General features: G+C 73.2%; 13 protein-coding genes. 2 read left to right on the top strand and 11 right to left on the bottom strand.

The window, feature by feature from the left end:
• Positions 1-170 precede the first annotated feature (170 nt).
• The 6 genes from ABZ951_RS22945 to ABZ951_RS22920 form a co-directional block, all read right to left on the bottom strand.
• Positions 171-602 carry a DUF6479 family protein gene (locus ABZ951_RS22945; RefSeq protein ID WP_344086184.1) on the bottom strand — a complete coding sequence of 144 codons (432 nt, stop codon included), beginning with the start codon at positions 600-602 and terminating at the stop codon, positions 171-173.
• A 169-nt stretch (positions 603-771) separates the two neighbouring features.
• Positions 772-1749, bottom strand: a complete 978-nt coding sequence (locus tag ABZ951_RS22940; RefSeq protein WP_344086187.1) for a nucleoside triphosphate pyrophosphohydrolase — start codon at positions 1747-1749, stop codon at positions 772-774.
• Positions 1750-1783: 34 nt separating this feature from the next.
• On the bottom strand, positions 1784-2404 hold the full coding sequence (locus ABZ951_RS22935; protein WP_344086190.1) for a SurA N-terminal domain-containing protein: 621 nt from the start codon (positions 2402-2404) through the stop codon (positions 1784-1786).
• A 122-nt stretch (positions 2405-2526) separates the two neighbouring features.
• Positions 2527-4077 (bottom strand): serine/threonine-protein kinase, encoded by a 1551-nt coding sequence (locus ABZ951_RS22930; RefSeq protein WP_344086193.1) that lies wholly within the window; start codon positions 4075-4077, stop codon positions 2527-2529.
• The gene (locus ABZ951_RS22925) at positions 4074-4985 is read right to left on the bottom strand and encodes a hypothetical protein (protein ID WP_344086196.1); all 912 of its coding nucleotides are present in this window, start codon (positions 4983-4985) and stop codon (positions 4074-4076) included. Before ABZ951_RS22925 ends, ABZ951_RS22930 begins: the two co-directional genes overlap by 4 nt.
• 290 nt (positions 4986-5275) lie before the next feature.
• Positions 5276-7351 carry an N-6 DNA methylase gene (locus tag ABZ951_RS22920; RefSeq protein WP_361280565.1) on the bottom strand — a complete coding sequence of 692 codons (2076 nt, stop codon included), beginning with the start codon at positions 7349-7351 and terminating at the stop codon, positions 5276-5278.
• Between the two features lie 179 nt (positions 7352-7530).
• On the opposite strand from ABZ951_RS22920, the gene ABZ951_RS22915 reads away from it, so the two are divergent.
• Positions 7531-8274: a hypothetical protein gene (locus ABZ951_RS22915; protein WP_344086201.1), complete on the top strand. Its 744-nt coding sequence runs from the start codon at positions 7531-7533 to the stop codon at positions 8272-8274.
• Positions 8275-8419: 145 nt separating this feature from the next.
• Positions 8420-9886, top strand: a complete 1467-nt coding sequence (locus tag ABZ951_RS22910) for a DUF2079 domain-containing protein (RefSeq protein WP_344086204.1) — start codon at positions 8420-8422, stop codon at positions 9884-9886.
• Between the two features lie 361 nt (positions 9887-10247).
• Here the strand turns inward: ABZ951_RS22910 and mfd are convergent, their stop codons facing one another.
• The 5 genes from mfd to ABZ951_RS22885 all read right to left on the bottom strand — a co-directional run bounded on the left by mfd (position 10248) and on the right by ABZ951_RS22885 (position 18083).
• Positions 10248-13778, bottom strand: coding sequence for a transcription-repair coupling factor (gene mfd, locus ABZ951_RS22905; RefSeq protein ID WP_344086207.1), 3531 nt, complete (start codon positions 13776-13778; stop codon positions 10248-10250).
• A 263-nt stretch (positions 13779-14041) separates the two neighbouring features.
• On the bottom strand, positions 14042-14185 hold the full coding sequence (locus tag ABZ951_RS22900; protein ID WP_344086210.1) for a hypothetical protein: 144 nt from the start codon (positions 14183-14185) through the stop codon (positions 14042-14044).
• A complete protein-coding gene (locus ABZ951_RS22895; protein ID WP_344086213.1) occupies positions 14163-14522 on the bottom strand; it encodes a hypothetical protein in 360 nt (119 codons plus the stop codon). The genes ABZ951_RS22900 and ABZ951_RS22895 overlap by 23 nt, the downstream gene beginning before the upstream one ends.
• A gap of 214 nt (positions 14523-14736) precedes the next feature.
• Complete coding sequence (locus ABZ951_RS22890) at positions 14737-17298, bottom strand: FtsX-like permease family protein (protein ID WP_344086216.1); 2562 nt, start codon at positions 17296-17298, stop codon at positions 14737-14739.
• Positions 17295-18083 carry an ABC transporter ATP-binding protein gene (locus tag ABZ951_RS22885; protein ID WP_344086219.1) on the bottom strand — a complete coding sequence of 263 codons (789 nt, stop codon included), beginning with the start codon at positions 18081-18083 and terminating at the stop codon, positions 17295-17297. The genes ABZ951_RS22890 and ABZ951_RS22885 overlap by 4 nt, the downstream gene beginning before the upstream one ends.
• Positions 18084-18365 lie beyond the last annotated feature (282 nt).

Below are 18365 nucleotides of genomic sequence, written 5' to 3'. Positions count from 1 at the left end.
CCTCGGGGGGGGGGGGTGGTCGGCCGGGTGGGGGGGCGTGCCCGCCTCCCACACCCCCGCCGGGGATGTTGTGCTGCGCCCACACCCCCGGGCGGGGCTTTCCAGCCCGTCCGGCGCTTGAGGACGCGCCCGCAGGGCGCTCACCGCCGCAGAACCCTAGGCGGAGCCGATCACGTGTGGCCACCGCCGCCGCTGCCGAAGCCGCCGCTGCTCCCGGGGTTCCACTTCTTGCGCTCGTCGGAGAGCTCCTCGGGGTGGCTGCCCGGGTTCTTCACCTCGTGGGGCAGCACCCGCTCCCCTTCGGCCTCGGGGTGCATCTCGTCCGCTTCGCGGTGCTCGGTGACGTAGCCGACCGCGCTCTCGTCGTCCTGGTGGCCGGGGCCGTGGTCCGGGGAGTGCGGCCCGGCGTCGTGCTCCTCCCGCGTCTGCCAGGCGCCCGACCGCCGCTGGGGCTGGCTGGGCGGCGGTGGCTCCTGGTCCCGCTTCCGCATGCCCTTGGCCACGGCGGCGATCAGCAGGATGACGACGAAGAGGCCGACGATGAACGGGGCGACACCGCCGACCCAGTGGGGGGCGGCGAGAACTGTGTGGTCGATGCGCATGCAACTCGGGTACCCGGAGGTCGCCCGGACAAGTCTGCGTATACGCCGAACGGGTGTCCGGTGGACGGCGGGGGCGGCCGGGCGCGATGTCCCGACACGATGGCCGGACGCGGTGGTCGGCGGGGCGGCCCGACGCGGTGGCCGGACGTCCCCCTCCGTCGGCTCCCCGTCAGTCCCGCGCGCCCCGGGCGCTCTCCGCGGCGCGGATCGCGTCGCGGAAGGTGCGGGCCGCGGCGCGCAGGGCGGTCTCGGGGTCGGTGCCCTCCGCCTCGGCCCGGGCCGCCAGGGCGAGCAGCTCGTAGCCGACGCCGTCCCCGGCCGGGAGGGCGACGTCGATGGCCTCCGCACGGACCCGGGACGCCAGCTTCGCGGCGAGGGCGAGCGCCGGCTGACCCAGCGGCACCCCCTCGGTGACCGACTCCCGGCCCTTCTCCTCCGCCTTCGTCCGCATCCAGTGCGCCTTGACGTCCTCGGGCGTCTCGGCGGACTCGTCACCGAAGACGTGCGGGTGACGGTGGATGAGCTTGTCGACGATCACGCCCGCCACGTCGTCGACCGAGAACGGCTCGTCCGGGTCGTCCTGCGCGATCCGGGCGTGGAAGACGACCTGGAGCAGCACGTCACCGAGCTCCTCGCGCAGCGCCTCCCGGTCACCGGTCTCGATGGCCTCCAGGAGCTCGTACATCTCCTCCAGGGCGTACTTCGCCAGGTCCTCGTGGGTGCGGATGCCCGTCCACGGGCAGGCGAGGCGGATCCGGTCCATCACCTGGACGAGATCGAGCAGCCGGGCGCCGGGCAGGTCGTAGGAGCCGGGCAGCAGCTCCAGGGCGGGCATCGTCTCGCGGCCGGAGCCCGCGAGACGGGCCAGCCCGTCGGTGAGGGCCGACTCGCCCTCGGCGGAGGTGAGGACGACGGCGGCGCGGCCGCCCTCCGTGCAGAAGTCGACCAGCTCGCGGGCGGTGGCGAAGCCGTGCTCGACCTCGATCCCGGCCTCCCCCAGATACGGCAGCTGCGGGTGGCCGGGGTCGGCGCACAGTACCCGGTCGGCGCCGCGGAGCGCCTGCCAGGCGGGCCAGGACAGCAGGCCCGGGGCGACCCGGTGGCTGGTGGTGAGCAGGACGATGCGGCCCGGTGCGGTGTCGTTCACACTGTCGAGGTTATGTGACCGCCTGCGCGGCGGCTCAGGCCAGGCCCTGACCGCCGGACGAGGTGACGGGCCGCAGCCAGGGCTCCTGCCGGGGCTGCGCGGTGCCCCGCTCGGCGTCCCAGGTGCCGTAGCGGGGGTTGACGTCGACGTGGAGGGCGTTGGAGGTGCGCATCAGGATCCCGACCGCCTGGGCGGCCCCGAACTTCCTGTCGAGCTTGGCGCGGGTGAGGTCCATGGTCAGGGCCCGGTCCATCTGGTCGGGCGCGATGCCGAGCGCGAGGTACCTGCCTTGCAGCGCCTCGGCGCCGCCGGTGGCCCGCTCGGCCCGGACGCGCTGCTCCTGCAGCTCCCGGCGGCTGATCTCGACGCCGTTGTCCTTCGCGGCCTTCTCCACGATCCGGTACTGGATGAGCCGCACCAGGGTGTCCTGGCCCAGCCGCGCGCTGTTCGCCACCAGCTGGGGGCCCTGCGGGGAGGACCGCTGCGCCTCCCGCACCTGCTTCACCTGGCCCTGGAGCTGGGAGACGGTGATCCGGTCGTTGCCCACGACGGCCGCGGCACCCGGGTGCGCGGTGGCGCCGCAGGCGGTGAGGGCCGGGGCCGCGGCGAGCAGCGCGACGGCACAGACGGAGAGCGCGGTCCTTCGGCGGATCATGAAGCCTCCCGGCAAAGATCGTGCGACGGTCCCTCGATGTTAGGGAGTCACTGTGATCCGGGCCACCGATTCGACCAACGATTCGCGCGTCGGCTGCGTGCGCGGCTGTCCCGCGCCGGCGGTCAGGCCCGCACCTGCCCCAGCCATTGGAGGGTGTGCCGGATCTCGGCGGGCAGGGGATGGTGCGGGCCGTGCAGCCGCTCGGCGTCGTGGAGGAGGGCGACGAGCGTCTCGTGGGCCGCTTGCCGGTCGCCGAGCGAGAGCAGCAAGTGGCCTATGCGGCGGCGGACTTCGAGGGGGGTCGTGGGGTCGTCGGGGTAGCCCTCGAAATAGGGGAGGAGGGCGCGGTACTCGCTGAGCGCGGCGACCGCCTCGCCCAGCTGCTCCAGGCACTGGGCGGCGTCGTACTGGCAGCGGAGCACCTGGCGGGCGGCGTGCGGGCCGCTCTCGGCGGTGTACTCGTCGGCGAGGCGGCGCAGTTCGGGGAGCGCGCGCCGGTACTGGCCGTCGTCCATGAGGGTGGCCGCGTACTGCTTGCGCAGGGTGCGGACGACCGCGGACCGCTCGCCGTGCTCGGCCGCTGCGGCCGGGAGGATGGAGCCGAGGAGATCCACGGCCTGGGTGATGCCGCCTTGATCGAGGAGGCGCTTGACCTCTTCGACGGCCTCGGCGACATCCGGGCCGCTGGGGGCCGGCGGCGGGGGCCCGACGAGCGCTGTGGCGGCCGGGGGCACGGGGTGGGCGGCCGCGGTCGAGCGGTCGGGCCAGGGGGCGTGCGGCAGCAGGAAGGGGCGGGTGGGGTTCATGGGCCCCAAGGCGGTGGGGGTGGACCGGTCGGGCAGGGGCAGCAGGGGCGCGAGGGCCTCGTACGCCTCCTGGGCGCCGGCCAGCCGGTGCAGCGGGTCCTTGGCGAGCAGGCGCAGGACGAGCTCCTCGAGCGCCGGGGGCACCTCGGGGCGGAGCCGGCGGACGGGGACGGGCGGCTCGTAGAGGTGACGGTGGAGCACGCCCAGGGCCGTCGACCCGGCGAACGGCACCTCGCCGCAGAGGAGTTCGTGCAGCAGGACGCCCAGGGCGTACAGATCGGTGTACGGGCCGACCGCGCCACCCATGGCCTGCTCGGGGGCCATGTAGGCGGGGCTGCCGATGGGCGAACCGGTGCGGGTGAGGCGGGTGGTGTCGCTGTCGAGCACGGCGGCGACGCCGAGGTCCAGGACGAGGACGGAGCCGTCGGGGCGGACCATGACGTTCCGGGGCTTGAGGTCGCGGTGGACGATCGGCACGGCGTGCACGGCGGAGAGCACCGAGCAGAGCTGAGCAGCCACCGAGACGGCCCAGGGCCAGGGGTAGGGCTCGTGCTCGGCCAGGTGGTCGGCAAGGTCGGCGCCCTCGACGTACTGCATGACGAGGTAGAGCTCGTCGCCGTCGCTGCCGGCGTCGTGCACGGTGACCAGGCCGTGGTGGTCGACCTGGGCGGTGACCCGGCACTCGCGCACGAAGCGCCGGCGCATCTCGTCGGCGCCCTCGGTGCCCGCCATCCGATCGGGGCGCAGCAGCTTCACGGCCACCCGGCGGTCCAGGCGCTGGTCGTAGGCCGTCCACACCTGGCCCATGCCGCCCTGGCCGATGACCGTGGCCAGCTCGTAGCGGCCGGCGATGACGCGGCCGTTCACCGGTCGTGCTCCCCGCTGCCCCGGGGCTCACGGCGCAGGAGGTCGCTGAGCTCGTCGAGCTCCGCGCGCACCTGGTCGATGCGCTGGGGGCGGCCGGGGCGCGGCTGGAGCTGCGGGTGCCCGGGCGGCGGGGGCTGGTGCGGGCCCGGGGCCCGAGGTATCGGGGGCGCCTGATCCACCGTCATGGCCTCGGCCTGCTCCGGCGAGGGGTACGGGCGGGCGTGCCGGGCCCGGGACGTGCTCCGGCGGGCGGGGGCCGGCCGGGGCGGCGGCGTCTGCCGGTCGCGGGCCGCGTCGGACCGCGGGGCTATGTGCGGGGGCATGTGAGGGGACATGGGCGGGGAAAGCGGCGCCTGCTGGGGCTGCGTCAGCTCCTGGTGCAGGCCCGGGTCCGGCGTCCCACCGTACGGGCGGGGCGGCGGCTGTGTACGCGGCTGCGGCCGGAGGTAGGCGTGCTGCGGGTCGGTGGCCGGCGTGACCGGGAAGGCGGGAGCCGGGTAGGCGGGAGCCGGAGTGGTGTGGGAGATGGGGGTGTTGTTGGAGATGGGGGTGGAGGCGAGCGGCTGCCGGGCGCCGGAGGCGCGGTGGTGGCGGATGTCGAAGCGGAGGTAGTGCGTCAGGGTCGCGGCACCCATGAGGAGCAGGACGGCCAGGCCCACGTCGCTCCAGGCGGTACCCGTGAGAGAGCGGCGGAACGTCGAGAGGCAGACGAAGGAGGCCACGAGCGTCACCCAGAACAGCGCCCAGTCCTGGGCCCGTCGGCGCATGATCGCCAGGCGCAGCGCCGGCACCCAGCACAGGAGGCAGGCCGAAGCGACGGTGAGGACGATGACGATCACCCGGATGGTGAGGACCATCGGTCTACCGGTGCGGTGGGGCTGCGGCGGTGCGAGGCCGGGGCCGTTCATTGCTGCTCCTGGAGTGCGGGTTGTTCCTGAGCCTATCTATCGACTCGGGCGACACTGGCGCAGTTGTACGAATGAGGCGGTGTAACGGATCACTCCGACGACCGTCACTGCCCGGCACGGGCGCGGCGGCGGCGGTCACTACCCGATACGGGCACCGCGGCGGCCGCCCCTACCCGGCACGGGCGCCGCGATGGCGGTCACCGCCCAGCGCAGGTCCCACGGCAACCGTCATCACCCCGGCGCAGCCCCCGCAGCAAACCGTCACCATGCGATGCGGGCCCCGTCCGGCATCACTCCGGGCGGACGCTGCCGTCGGTCAGCCCGTCGTAGAGCCCCTGTATGAGGCGCTCGCCGAGCCGTTCGGTCAGGCGCAGGGCCTCCTCGAAGGCGGCCAGGTTGCGGAAGTGGGCTCCGTAGCGCCGCTGGTCGGCGAGGGGCAGCCGGGGTACCTGGAGGCGGCGGACGTCGAGGCGGGTGGCGGTGGAGGCGTAGCTGCTGGCCTGGCGCTGGTTGGCGGTGCCGCGCAGGAAGCCGGCGAGGAACCAGGGGTCGAGCGCGGCCGGGTCGGGCCGCAGGAGGAACAGGCCCCGGCCGAGGGCGGCGCCGGCGGTCGCACCGTCGATGACGCGGGCCGCGGTGCCGTCACCCAGGACGGGCACGACGACATCGCCTTCCTCGACGAGGACGGGCTCCTCGGCCGCTCCTTCGGGGAGGGTGCCGGACGGCGCGCCGCCGGCCTTCACGTCGTAGTCGGTCAGGACGGGTGGGGTGGGGGCGCCGGTGCCGGGTGCGGCGCCGGGGCCGCCGGCGCGGAGCACGAGGGCGCCGGCGCGGGCGAGTTCACCGACGGTGGTGGTGGGCCAGCGGCCGGGCGCGGCGGTGTCGGCGGGCGGGACGGGGGCGAGCTCGCCCGTCCGCCGCAGGGCGACGGTGAGCCGGTCGTGGACGTCGGCGAGCTCGGCCGTGCCGCCGCCGGCGGCGGGCGGGGGGAGGTGGCGGGCGGGCGCGAGGTCCACATCGTCGTCGAGAAGGTCGATGACGGGCAGGGAGCGGCACCGGCCCGGCTTCTCCTCGACCGTGCCGTGCCGGTCGAAGCCCTCCCAGGCGTCGAGGACCGCGCCCTGCACCGTCTGCCACGGGAGCTTGTCGCGGCCCGCAGGGGCGAGGTCGGCGGTGTCGACGAGCAGGACGTGCGGGGTGGGCGAGGGCTGGGCGCAGGGCCGGCGCAGGATCCATAGGTGCAGCGGGATGCCGTAGGGCGGCGCGGCACCGGCGGGGAGGGCGACGACCGCGCGCAGGGCGCCGTGGCGCAGCAGGTCCGCCCGGATGCGGCGGCCGGAGCGGCGGGAGGCCGCGGCCGGGGGCATCAGCAGGACGGCGGTGCCGCCGTCGCGCAGCCGGGCGAGGGCGTGCTGGACCCAGGCGAGCTCGGATTCGGTGCGGGCGGGGAAGCCGTACTCCCAGCGGGGGTCGTAGGCCAATTCCTCGTGGCCCCAGTTGCGTTCGTTGAACGGGGGGTGGCACAGCACCGCGTCGGCGGCGGTGTCCGTGAAGGCGTCGGCGCGCAGGCTGTCGCCCGCGCGCACCCGCACCTGGGAATCGGTCTGGAGGGCGAGGCGCAGGGCGGTGAGCGCGGCGAGGTCGGCGTCGCTCTCCTGGGCGTGGAGCGCGGGGGCGGGCGCGGGACCGGCGGTGGCGGCGGCGTGGAGCAGGCTGCCGGTGCCGCAGGCGGGGTCGAGGACGGTGCGGGGCCGCTGCCCGCCCGCAGCACCCCGGGCCAGGGCGGCCATCAGCTCGGCCGGGCCCGGCGGGGTGAGGGTGTACTGCCGGGGGTTGGCGTCGAGGTGGCGGCCCAGGAGGAATTCGTAGACCGGGCCCGCGCCGCGCGCGGCGGCGAGTTCGGCGGCGCCGCGCAGGAGGGCGGAGGCGACGGCCAGCTCGGCGGGGGTCGGGAGGGCGACGGGGTGGCCCTCCCCGAGCCGGGCGGTGAGCACGGAGTCCAGGGCCGGGGGCAGTTCCTCGGCCAGCTTGAGGTCGGTGAGCGCGGCCAGCTCCAGCCAGGTCGTGGGCCGGTCGCGGACGAGGAGGAGCACCGAACCCGCGTGGCGCAGCGCGGCCGGGGCGCCCGCGGGGTGGCCGGTGAGCTGCTGCCAGACCCGCTCTCGCAGCGGCACCTCGTCGAGCTTGCCCTGGTGGCGCAGCCATGTCTCGACGTCGCCGAGGGCGAAGGTCGGGCTGGTCTCGGTGCCGCCGACGGGCTGGGGGAAATCGGGGTGGCGCCGGCGCCAGTTGCTGACCGCCGCGCGACCCACTCCGGCCAGCCGGGCGATCCCGGCCGCGGTCACTTCCGCTGCGCTGTCGGGCACCGGGCTCCCCTCCCTCTCGTCCGTCACTCGCTGTGTGCCGAGCATACCCGCGAGGTTCGAGCAAACCCCTTCACAGCGTGAACTCACCCAATCTCGTGAACATGGTTGACTCGGTTCACACGGTCTGTTGTCATTGATCCATCGGTTCACGAACTTCCTCACGCCGAAAGGTGTCAGCCATGTCTCACCACGCTCACCAGCCGAAGCAGCGGAATTGGTTCGCGCGCCACAAGGTCCTCACCGGGGTCGGCGCGGTCGTCGCGGTCGTCGCCATCGGCGGCGCCGTGTCCGGCGGCGGCGAAGAGGACAAGCCCGCCACCGCCCGGGCCGCCGACGCGGACACGGGGAACAGCACGGACACGGGCGGGAAGGGCGCCGGAGAAGGCGCGGAGAAGGACAAGGGGGACGGCAAGGGAAAGGAAGGGAAGAAGAAGTCCGGCCTCTCCGGCAACGGCACCTACCAGGTGGGCTCCGACATCAAGCCCGGCACCTACCACTCCGAGGGCAACAAGCTCGGGTGCTACTGGGAGCGCAGCAAGGACTCCAAGGGCGACGTCGATTCGATCCTCGCCAACGACAACGTCGTGGGCTCCAGCTACGTGACCATCGGCACGGGCGACAAGATCTTCAAGACCCGCGGCTGCAAGAGCTGGACCCTGGTGTCCGGCGAGAAGAGCGGCACCCCGAAGAGCGAGGTCCCCGGCAACGGCATGTACCGCGTCGGTGTCGACATAGCCCCCGGCACCTACAAGGCCGAGGGGAACAAGACCGGGTGTTACTGGGAGCGCAGCAAGGACGCCCTGCACGAGGTGGATTCCATCGAGGCGAACGAGAACGTCTCGGGCAGCGGCATCGTGACCGTCACCGCCGAGGACGCCTACTTCAAGACCAACGGATGCGCGGTCTGGAAGAAGACGGGCTGACAAGAGACGGGCTGACAAGAGGGGCCGAACCGAGGTGAACCGGTCCGCCCGGCGGCTCGTCTTTCCCCAGGGGGCCAAAGGCGCCTACGGGCCCCGCGTATCTTTTCCGACAGTCACCCCCAGGTCCCGAGCGAAGGACTCCCCCATGGACTCGGCCGCAGCCACCACCAGCCCGGCGCCGGGGCTGCGCGCGGCCGGGGCGGCACCCGCCGAAGAAAGCCCGCGCCCCACCCTCCGGGCTCCACGCCTCGACCCGTACCTCCTGGCGGGCGTCCTCTTTCTCCTCTACACCGCGCTGTCGGTGTGCCGGCACCGCCGGATGCTGACCATGTCCTGGGACCTGGGCATCTTCGAGCAGGCCATCCGGGGCTACGCCCGTCTCCAGGCGCCCGTCGCCGACCTCAAGGGCCCCGGCACCAACATCCTCGGGGATCACTTCAGCCCGGTCACCGCCCTCCTCGCCCCCTTCTACCGGGCCTTCCCCTCGCCCGTGACCCTGCTCGTCGCCCAGGCCGCGCTGTTCGCCTTGTCCGCGATACCCGTCACCCGGCTCGCCGCCGGGCTGCTGGGCCGGAAGCGGGGGCTGGCCATCGGGGTCGCCTACGGGCTGTCGTGGGGGGTCCAGCGCGCGGTCGACTTCGACTTCCACGAGATCGCCTTCGCCATGCCGCTGCTCGCCTTCTCCCTGGAGGCGGTGGTGCGCGGCCAGTGGCGGGCCGCGGTGTGGTGGGCCGTACCGCTCGTCCTCGTCAAGGAGGACCTGGGGGTTACGGTCGCCGCCGTCGGCGCGCTGATCCTGCTGCGGCGGGGCCGCACCGGCAAGCGGCCCGGCGCGGCGGCCGCCGGCTTCGGGCTCATAGCCTTCGGCCTGATCGCCGCGGCCCTCACCTTCGGCATCGTCATCCCGGGCTTCAACCACGGAGGTAGCTACGACTACTGGACCAAGCTCAGCGGCGACGACGGCTCCGCCCCCACCGTTCCGCTCGACACCGCGGCCCGCACCCTGCTGTGGGTGCTGCTGCCCACCACCGGTCTGCTGGCCCTGCGCTCACCCCTGCTGATCGTCGCCCTGCCCACCCTGGGCTGGCGGTTCCTCTCCCATGACGAGCACTACTGGGGCACCGACTGGCACTACAGCGCCGTCCTCATGCCCGTCGTCTTCATCGCCCTCACCGACGCGATAGCCGGCGCGCGGGAGAGCCGCCGCCCCTGGCTGCGCTCCTACGCGCACCACATGCCGGGGGCAGCGCTCGCGGCCGCTCTCGCGCTGACCGCCTCCCTGCCCCTCTACGGCCTCACCGAGACCGCCACCTACCGGGTGCCGGCCCACGTCCGGGCCGCCGAGGCACTCCTGGAGCGCATCCCCGACAATGCCACCGTCGAGTCCGACGTGGGGCCCGTGAGCCGTCTCACCGCCCGCTGCCGGGTCTTCTGGCTGGGTGACACCCGTGGCATCGCCCCGGACTTCGTGGCCCGCAGCGGCACCGACGGCCGGTCCGCCGAGGACCTCGTCACCGAAGCCGAGCAACAGCACCCCGGCAGCTCGTACGCCTTCCTCGGCAGCGACGGCGGCTACACCGTGCTCGAACGCGTCACCCCCGCCCGAGACTGAACCGGCCGGGCACGGCCCGGACCGGACCCGAACCGAGCGGGACCCCGGACCCGAACCCAGCGGAACCGCACCGGGTGCCCCCGCCGCATCACGCGCCGGCCACCGGGCAAGGCCGGAGCGGGGCGGCGGAGCCCCGTCCGCCGAACCGGTTCCTCACCGCACCCCGCGCCCACGGCCAGAGCCCGCCCGCCCGCCACCAAGCACCCACCACGCGCCCACCGCCACCCGGCGCCGACACGCCGGCACCGCCACACCGGCACCGGCGTCACCAGCCCTGCCGAGCCACCCCGCCCACCTCCGTGCCTCTTGCGCCCCTTGTGCCCCCGGGCGCCCCGCCGCCCCGCCCGTCCGGCGGCGGACGCTAAGAGCCCAGCACCGTCGTCAGGAACTCGCCCGTCCACGCCAGCAGCTCCCGGCCCATCACCGGCTTTCCGCCGACCCGGGCCGTCGTCGGGCGCGGCACCAGGATCTGCCGGGTGGCCGGCTTGAGGACCGTGCGCGGGTACAGGCGCATCAGCCGCAGCTCCTGCGACTCCCGCAGTTCCACCGGGCCGAAGCGCACGTTCGAGCCCTGCAAGGTGATGTCGGCGACGCCGCACGCCCGGGCCAGCATCCGCAGCCCCGCGACCAGCAGCAGGTTCTCCACCGGCTCCGGCAGCTTGCCGTACCGGTCGGTGAGCTCCTCGCGGACGGCCCGGATGTCCTCCTCGCTGTTCGCCGAGGCGATCGACCGGTACGCCTGCAGCCGCAGCCGCTCACCCGGCGCGTAGTCGTGCGGGACGTGCGCGTCGACCGGCAGCTCGATCTTCACCTCCAGCGGCGCCTCTTCCTCCGCGCCGCCGTCCATGGCCGCCCGGTAGTCGGCCACGGCCTCGCCGACCATCCGGATGTAGAGGTCGAAACCGACGCCCGCGATGTGCCCGGACTGCTCGCCGCCGAGCAGATTGCCCGCGCCGCGGATCTCCAGGTCCTTCATCGCCACGTACATGCCCGCGCCCATCTCCGTGTGCTGGGCGATGGTGGCCAGCCGCTCGTGGGCGGTCTCGGTGAGCGGCTTCTCCGGCGGGTAGAGGAAATAGGCGTAACCCCGCTCGCGGCTGCGCCCCACCCGGCCGCGCAGCTGGTGCAGCTGCGAGAGGCCGAAGTTGTCACCGCGCTCGACGATCAGGGTGTTGGCGTTGGAGATGTCGATGCCGGACTCCACGATCGTCGTGGAGACCAGCACGTCGAACTTCTTCTCCCAGAAGTCGACGACGACCTGCTCCAGCGCGCTCTCGCCCATCTGCCCGTGCGCCGTCCGGATCCGCGCCTCCGGCACGATCTCGCGCAGCCGCGCCGCCGCCCGGTCGATGGACTCCACCCGGTTGTGGATGTAGAAGACCTGGCCCTCGCGCAGCAGCTCCCGCCGGACGGCGGCGCCGATCTGCTTCTGGTCGTAGGGGCCGACGAAGGTCAGCACCGGGTGGCGCTCCTCCGGCGGGGTGGTGATCGTCGACATCTCCCGGATGCCGGTGACCGCCATCTCGAGGGTGCGGGGGATGGGCGTGGCCGACATGGTGAGCACGTCGACGTTGGCGCGGAGCTTCTTCAGCTGCTCCTTGTGCTCGACGCCGAAGCGCTGCTCCTCGTCCACGATGACCAGGCCCAGGTCCTTGAACTTCGTCTCGGACGAGAAGAGCCGGTGGGTGCCGATGACGATGTCGACGGAGCCCTCGCGGAGCCCCTCCAGGACCGCCTTGGCCTCGGAGTCGCTCTGGAAGCGCGACAGCGCCTTCACCACGACGGGGAACTGGGCGTACCGCTCGGAGAACGTGCCGAAGTGCTGCTGCACCAGCAGCGTGGTGGGCACGAGCACGGCGACCTGCTTGCCGTCCTGGACCGCCTTGAACGCCGCGCGGACCGCGATCTCCGTCTTGCCGTAGCCGACGTCGCCGCAGATGAGGCGGTCCATGGGGACGGATTTCTCCATGTCCTCCTTGACCTCGGCGATGGTGGTGAGCTGGTCGGGGGTCTCCGCGTAGGGGAAGGCGTCCTCCAGCTCCCGCTGCCAGGGGGTGTCGGGGGCGAAGGTGTGACCGGGTGCGGCCATCCGCGCCGAGTACAGCTTGATCAGGTCGGCGGCGATCTCCTTGACGGCCTTCTTCGCCCGCGCCTTGGTCTTCGTCCAGTCCGCGCCGCCCAGCCGGTGCAGGGTGGGCGCCTCCCCGCCGACGTACTTGGTGACCTGCTCCAGCTGGTCGGTGGGGATGTACAGCCGGTCGCCGGGCTGGCCGCGCTTGGCCGGCGCGTACTCCACGAGGAGGTACTCGCGGGTGGCGCCCTGCACGGTGCGCTGGACCATCTCGATGTACCGGCCGACGCCGTGCTGCTCGTGGACGATGTAGTCGCCGGCCTGGAGGGTCAGCGGGTCGATGGTCTTGCGGCGGCGGACGGGCATGCGGCCCAGGTCCTTGCTCGCGGACTTCTGCCCGGAGAGGTCCGTCTCGGTGAGGACGGCGAGCTTCAGGCCGGGGTCGACGAAGCCGTTGTCGATGCTGCCGCAGGAGACGTGGACGAGGTTCGGGGAGAGGTCCTTAAGGCTCGCGTCCAGGCGGGCAGCGATGCCCTCGCCGCCGAGCACCTCGACGGTGCGGGCGGCGGGCCCGTGGCCCTCGGTGAGGTAGACGGTGCGCCAGCCCTCGGCCAGCCAGCCCTTGGTGTCGGCCAGGGCGCGGGCGGTGTCGCCGCGGTAGACCTCGGGGGCGTGCATGCCGAGCTTGAGGGTGTCCGCGTCCGTCTCGTCGTCCGCGGCGAAGGGGCTGACGGACCACCACATCATGCCCATCTCGCGAGCCCGGTCGCGGACGTCGGCGATGCCCCACAGGGAGGCCGCGTCGACGTCGATGGGCGCCTCGCCGCCGCCCGCGGTGGCGGCCCAGGACGCCTGGAGGAACTCCTGGCTGGTGGCGACGAGGTCCGCGGCGCGGGTCCGGACCCGCTCGGGGTCGCAGACGACGGCCATCGAGCCGGCCGGCAGGACGTCGAGGAGGAGCTCCATGTCGTCCACCAGGGCGGGGGCGAGGGATTCCATGCCCTCCACCGCGATGCCCTCGGCGATCTTCCCGAGCAGCTCGCCGAGCTCCGGGTGCTCCTCGGCGAGCTCGGCCGCGCGGGCCCGGACGGCGGCGGTGAGCAGCAGCTCGCGGCACGGCGGCGCCCACAGGCCGTGCTCGGCGGCCTCCAGGGACCGCTGGTCGGCGACCTTGAAGTAACGGATCTCCTCGACATCGTCGCCCCAGAACTCCACGCGCAGCGGGTGCTCCTCGGTGGGCGGGAACACATCGAGGATCCCGCCGCGCACGGCGAACTCGCCGCGCTTCTCGACCAGTTCCACCCGGGCGTACGCGGCGGCGGCCAGGGCTTCGGTGACCTCGCCCAGGTCGGCGCTCTGCCCGGTGCGCAGGGCGACGGGCTCCAGGTCGCCCAGGCCCTTGACCTGCGGCTGGAGCACGGAGCGCACGGGGGCGACGACGACGCTGACGGGCCCGGCGGCCGGGTCGTCGGCGGAGGGGTGGGCCAGGCGCCGCAGCACGGCGAGGCGGCGGCCGACGGTGTCGGAGCGCGGGGAGAGCCGCTCGTGCGGCAGGGTCTCCCAGGAGGGGTAGTCCACGATGCCGTCGGGCGGCAGGAGCGAGCGCAGCGCCGCCGCCAGGTCCTCGGCCTCCCGCCCGGTGGCAGTGACGGCCAGCACCGGACGGCCGGCGGACCGGGCGAGGGCGGCGATGGCGAAGGGGCGGGCGGCGGGCGGGCCGACGAGGTCGAGGTGCGGCCGGTTCCCGTCGGCCGCGGCCTTCACCGCTTCGGCGAGCGCCGGATCATTGACGACGGCGTCGAGCAGACCGTGCAGGCTCATGGAGGCTTTCCGTCCCGGGGGTGGGCAACGCGAACGGCCCGACGCGGGCGACACGGGTCGGGCTGACCCCACACTACGACGGGCCTCCGACAATCGCGGCCGCACCGCAGAGGCTCGACACCCGCCCGTCAGAGCGGCCAGGGGGTGATCTGAACGATATAGAGGCGTTGCTGCCGCACGACGGTCAGGTACTGGAACATCCCGTTCGGGAGGACTTCCTCCTGCAAGCCGGGCGACTTCCCCTGGTAGGCGGTGCCGTCGAGTTAGAGGGCGGCCGCCGCCCGAACCAGTTCGTCGGCGCGTTCTTCCATCAGCGCGACGAACGCGAGGTCCGGCATCTCCCCGATGACGTGCTGGGCATCCGGGTCGTATTCCCAGCCCCAGTCACCCACTGGCGACCTGCGCACGGGCGGCGTCCATGATCTCCCGGATCTCGTCCATGGCCGCCCGCCACGCCGGGTCCTCCCGCTCGAGGGTCTGTGCGGCGTACTCCGCGCCGTGCAGACGTCGGGCGATGTCCGGAAACCGCTCTACCTCGATCACGGTGGCCCACTTGAGTTGAAACATGGCGATGGGGCCGAAGCTGTTGGCCTGGGTGGCCATCGTGAAGACCGTGTCGCGCTCGGTTGTCATTTCCGCCAGCCGGGACGGTGCGACCTGCGCGAGTGCGGCCCGTAGCGCGGGGAACGTCTTCTCGGGCCTGGGGATGAGTGCCCCACCATCGTGAACCGGCTGCGTGGTCATACGTCCTCCCAAGGGTCGCTCGATCACCGTACGGCAATCGAGCGGGTCGGACGGGCCGGACCGCGACACCGGGAGCGCAGCCGGCCGTGCCACGTCCCGGCCGCACACGGAACGGAAAAGGCCCCGGCCCCGACGCGCACCCCCGTGGCGCGGCCGGGCCGGGGCCGGTGCGGGCGGTGCGGAGCCCCCGCCCGCACCGTCCGCACCGCTTCGGTCAGTCCGTCGCGATGGCGTCCAGGACGTTCATCCGTCCCGCCCGGAACGCCGGGACCAGCGCGGCGAACAGGCCGACCAGCGCCGAACCGAGGAACACCGCGGTGATCGTCGGCCAGGGGATCTCCAGGATCCCCAGGCCCTGCAGGGCGAGCAGCTTCTGTGCCGTGGCGCCCCAGGCCATGCCCAGGCCCAGGCCCAGCAGGGCGCCGAAGAGGGCGATGACCACCGATTCGAGGCGGATCATCCGGCGCATCTGGCGGCGGGAGAGGCCGATGGCCCGCATCAGGCCGATCTCCCGGGTCCGCTCGACGACCGACAGGGCGAGGGTGTTCACGACGCCCAGCACGGCCACGATGATCGCCAGGGCCAGCAGCCCGTAGATCATGTTGAGGAGCTGGTCGACCTGGCCCTTGATGAGGTCCTTGTAGTCGGCCTGGTCACGGACCTCGATCTGCGGGTACGCGGTGAGCGCCGCCTTCAGGGACGCGGCCGCCTCGTCCGCCCGGCCGTCCTCGGCCTTGGCGAACATCATGCCGACCGCCGGCATCTTGTCGGCCGGCAGGTAGCGCCGGGCGGTGGCGATGTCGGTGTACATCGCGCCCTTGTCGAACGTGGTGTCGTCCGTGGTGATCGCGTTGACCTTGAGCCGGGCCGCGCGGCCGTCGACCATGGTGACGGTCAGCCGGTCGCCGAGGCTCACGCCGTGGTCCTTCGCCCAGCCCTCGGGCACCGACATGGCGTCCTTGGCGTAGGCGTCGGCCAGCTCCCCCCGGACCGTCTCGATCCGCAGGTCCTGGGCGTACGTGGGGCTCGCCGCGGTCAGCCGCTCGGTGGCGGTCTTCCCGTCGGGCGTGGTGATCTTGGCGCTGACGTCGGTGTTCTCGGTGACGTGCGCGAGGTGGTCGGCGGACTTGACGGCCTTGACCATGGCGGGGCTGAACGGAGCGTTGCCGCCCTCCAGGATGAAGTCCGCGCCGACGGACCGGTCGAGCTGGTCGGTGGCCGAGGCGACCATGGAGGAGCCCACCACGGACAGCGCGGCGACCAGCGCGAGGCCGATCATCAGGGCGGACGCGGTGCCGCCGGTGCGCCGCGGGTTGCGCAGCGCGTTGCGCTCGGCGAGGCGGCCGACGGGGCCGAAGAGGCGGAGCACGACGAAGCTGAGGCCGCGCACGACGACGGACGCCAGCAGCGGGCCGACGACCACGAACCCGATCAGGGTCAGCAGCACGCCCAGGGCCAGGAGCAGCGAGCCGGACGACGCCTTCCCGGCGGCCCCGCCGGCGAGGAGCGCGGCCGCGCCCGCGGCGGTGAGCAGCAGCCCGACGGCGGCCCGCACCTTGCCGGCCTTGGCGTCGGCGGGGGTGCCCGCGTCGCGCAGGGCGGCCATGGGGGAGATCTTCCCGGCCCGGCGGGCGGGCAGGTAGGCGGCGAGGACGGTGACGATCACACCGATCGCGAGGCCCACGGCGGGTGTGGTGGCCTTGACGGTCAGCTCGGAGGTGTCGAGCTCCATGCCCAGGGAGCCCATGAGCTTCATCAGGCCGACGGCCAGGGCGATGCCACCGCCGATGCCGAGGACCGAGCCGACGACGCCCAGGAGCAGCGCCTCGACGAGCACCGACCGGTTGACCTGCTTGCGGCTGGAGCCGATGGCCCGCATCAGGCCGATCTCGCGGGTGCGCTGGGCGACCAGCATGGAGAAGGTGTTGACGATGAGGAAGATGCCGACGAGGAGGGCGATACCGGCGAAGCCGAGCAGCGCGTACTTCATGACGTCGAGGAACGAGCCGACGTCCTTCTTGTTCTCAGCCTTGCTCTCGGCAGCGGTGTGCACGGTGTAGTCGGTGCCGATGGCCGCGGTGACGTTCTTCTTCAGCTGTTCGTCGCTGACGCCGTCGGCGGCGGTCAGGGCGTAGCCGGTATAGGCGGTGGCGGTGCCGAGCAGCTTGGTCTGCGCGGTGGCGGTGTCGAAGTAGAGGAGGGCCGCGCCGGGGTTGGTGGTCCGGTACGTGACGAGGCCGGTGATCCGCACGGTGAAGTCGCCGGGGGCGGCGCTCACGTGCAGGGTGTCACCGAGCTTGAGGCCGTGCTTGTCGGCGGTGTCGGTGTCGACGGCGACCTCGGTGGGGCCGCGCGGCTCGTGGCCGCCGGTGATGTCGACGGTCTTCTTCTGGCTCTCGTCCCAGTTGGTGCCCACGGTGGGGGCGCCGGAGGCGGGGCCGATGCTCTTGTGCCGGGCGTCGGTGGCGCTGATCTGCTGGTTGGTGGCCTGGGGCTCGACCTTGGCGACGCCCTCGACCTTGCCGAGCCGGTCGTTCAGGGAGGCGGGCACGGTCTGCGGGGTGCCGGTCTGCTGGGCGTCGTCGTTCTTCTGGGCGCTGACGCTGACGTCGGAGGCGAGGGATGCGAACAGCTTGTCGAACGTGGCGGTCATGGTGTCGGTGAAGACGAGCGTGCCGCACACGAACGCCACGGACAGCAGGACGGCGACGGCGGAGAGCGCCATGCGCCCCTTGTGCGCGACGAAGTTGCGCAGGGAGGTCCTCAGAACGGTCATGACACCCGTCCGCGCGCGTCGAAGTTCTTCATCCGCTCCAGGACCGCGTCGGCGGTCGGGCTGTGCATCTCGTCGACGATCCGCCCGTCGGCCAGGAACAGCGCCCGGTCGGCGTAGGAGGCGGCGACGGGGTCGTGGGTGACCATGACGATGGTCTGGCCGAGCTCGTCCACCGAGCGGCGCAGGAAGCCCAGCACCTCGGCGCCGGCGCGGGAGTCGAGGTTGCCGGTCGGCTCGTCCCCGAAGATGATCTCGGGTCGGGCGGCGAGGGCGCGCGCGACGGCGACGCGCTGCTGCTGGCCGCCGGAGAGTTGGTTGGGCCGGTGCTTGAGGCGGCCGGAGAGGCCCACGGTCTCCACGACACGGTCCAGCCACGCCCGGTCCGGCTTGCGGCCGGCGATGTCCATGGGGAGCGTGATGTTCTCCAGGGCGTTGAGCGTCGGCAGCAGGTTGAACGCCTGGAAGATGAAGCCGATGCGGTCGCGGCGCAGCCGGGTGAGCTTCTTGTCCTTGAGGCCGGTTATCTCGGTCTCGTCGAGGTAGATCTGTCCGGACGTGACGGTGTCGAGACCGGCGAGGCAGTGCATGAGGGTCGACTTGCCGGAACCGGACGGGCCCATGATGGCGGTGAATCGCCCGCGGGCGATGTCCACGTCGACACGGTCGAGAGCGGTCACCCGCGTCTCGCCCGAGCCGTAGGACTTGACCACCTGGCGGGCCCTCGCCGCGACGGCCGCGTGCCCTTCGCCGCCCCCGGCCCGGGGAATCGATACAGCCGTTGTCACGGTGGTCTCCTATGCCTGTGTCCGGTTACCTGCTCAGCCTGCGGGAACACGGCGGCGATCACGATGGTGCCTGTATGCGTCTTGAAGGTGGTGCTACCCCCACCGCCGTGCTCCGGCCGCCCGTAAAAAGGCTAGGCAGCGGCCCGTGCCCGCTCCTCCTGCTGCGGTACCAACCGGCGGGCCGCGGCGGGCAGGAGAAAGTACGGAAGGCCCCCTAAGGGAAACGGCCCCGCGCCCCTGCCCGTCTCGGGGTCGGCCGGGCGTCTCCGCGCGGTCCGGCGA

Origin of the sequence: Streptomyces sp. NPDC046215 (assembly GCF_040646215.1) — a bacterium.
GTDB classification, from domain to species: domain Bacteria; phylum Actinomycetota; class Actinomycetes; order Streptomycetales; family Streptomycetaceae; genus Streptomyces; species Streptomyces stramineus.
The sequence above is the reverse complement of the archived record's forward strand: the minus strand, read 5'-3'. Positions and strand labels throughout refer to the sequence as shown.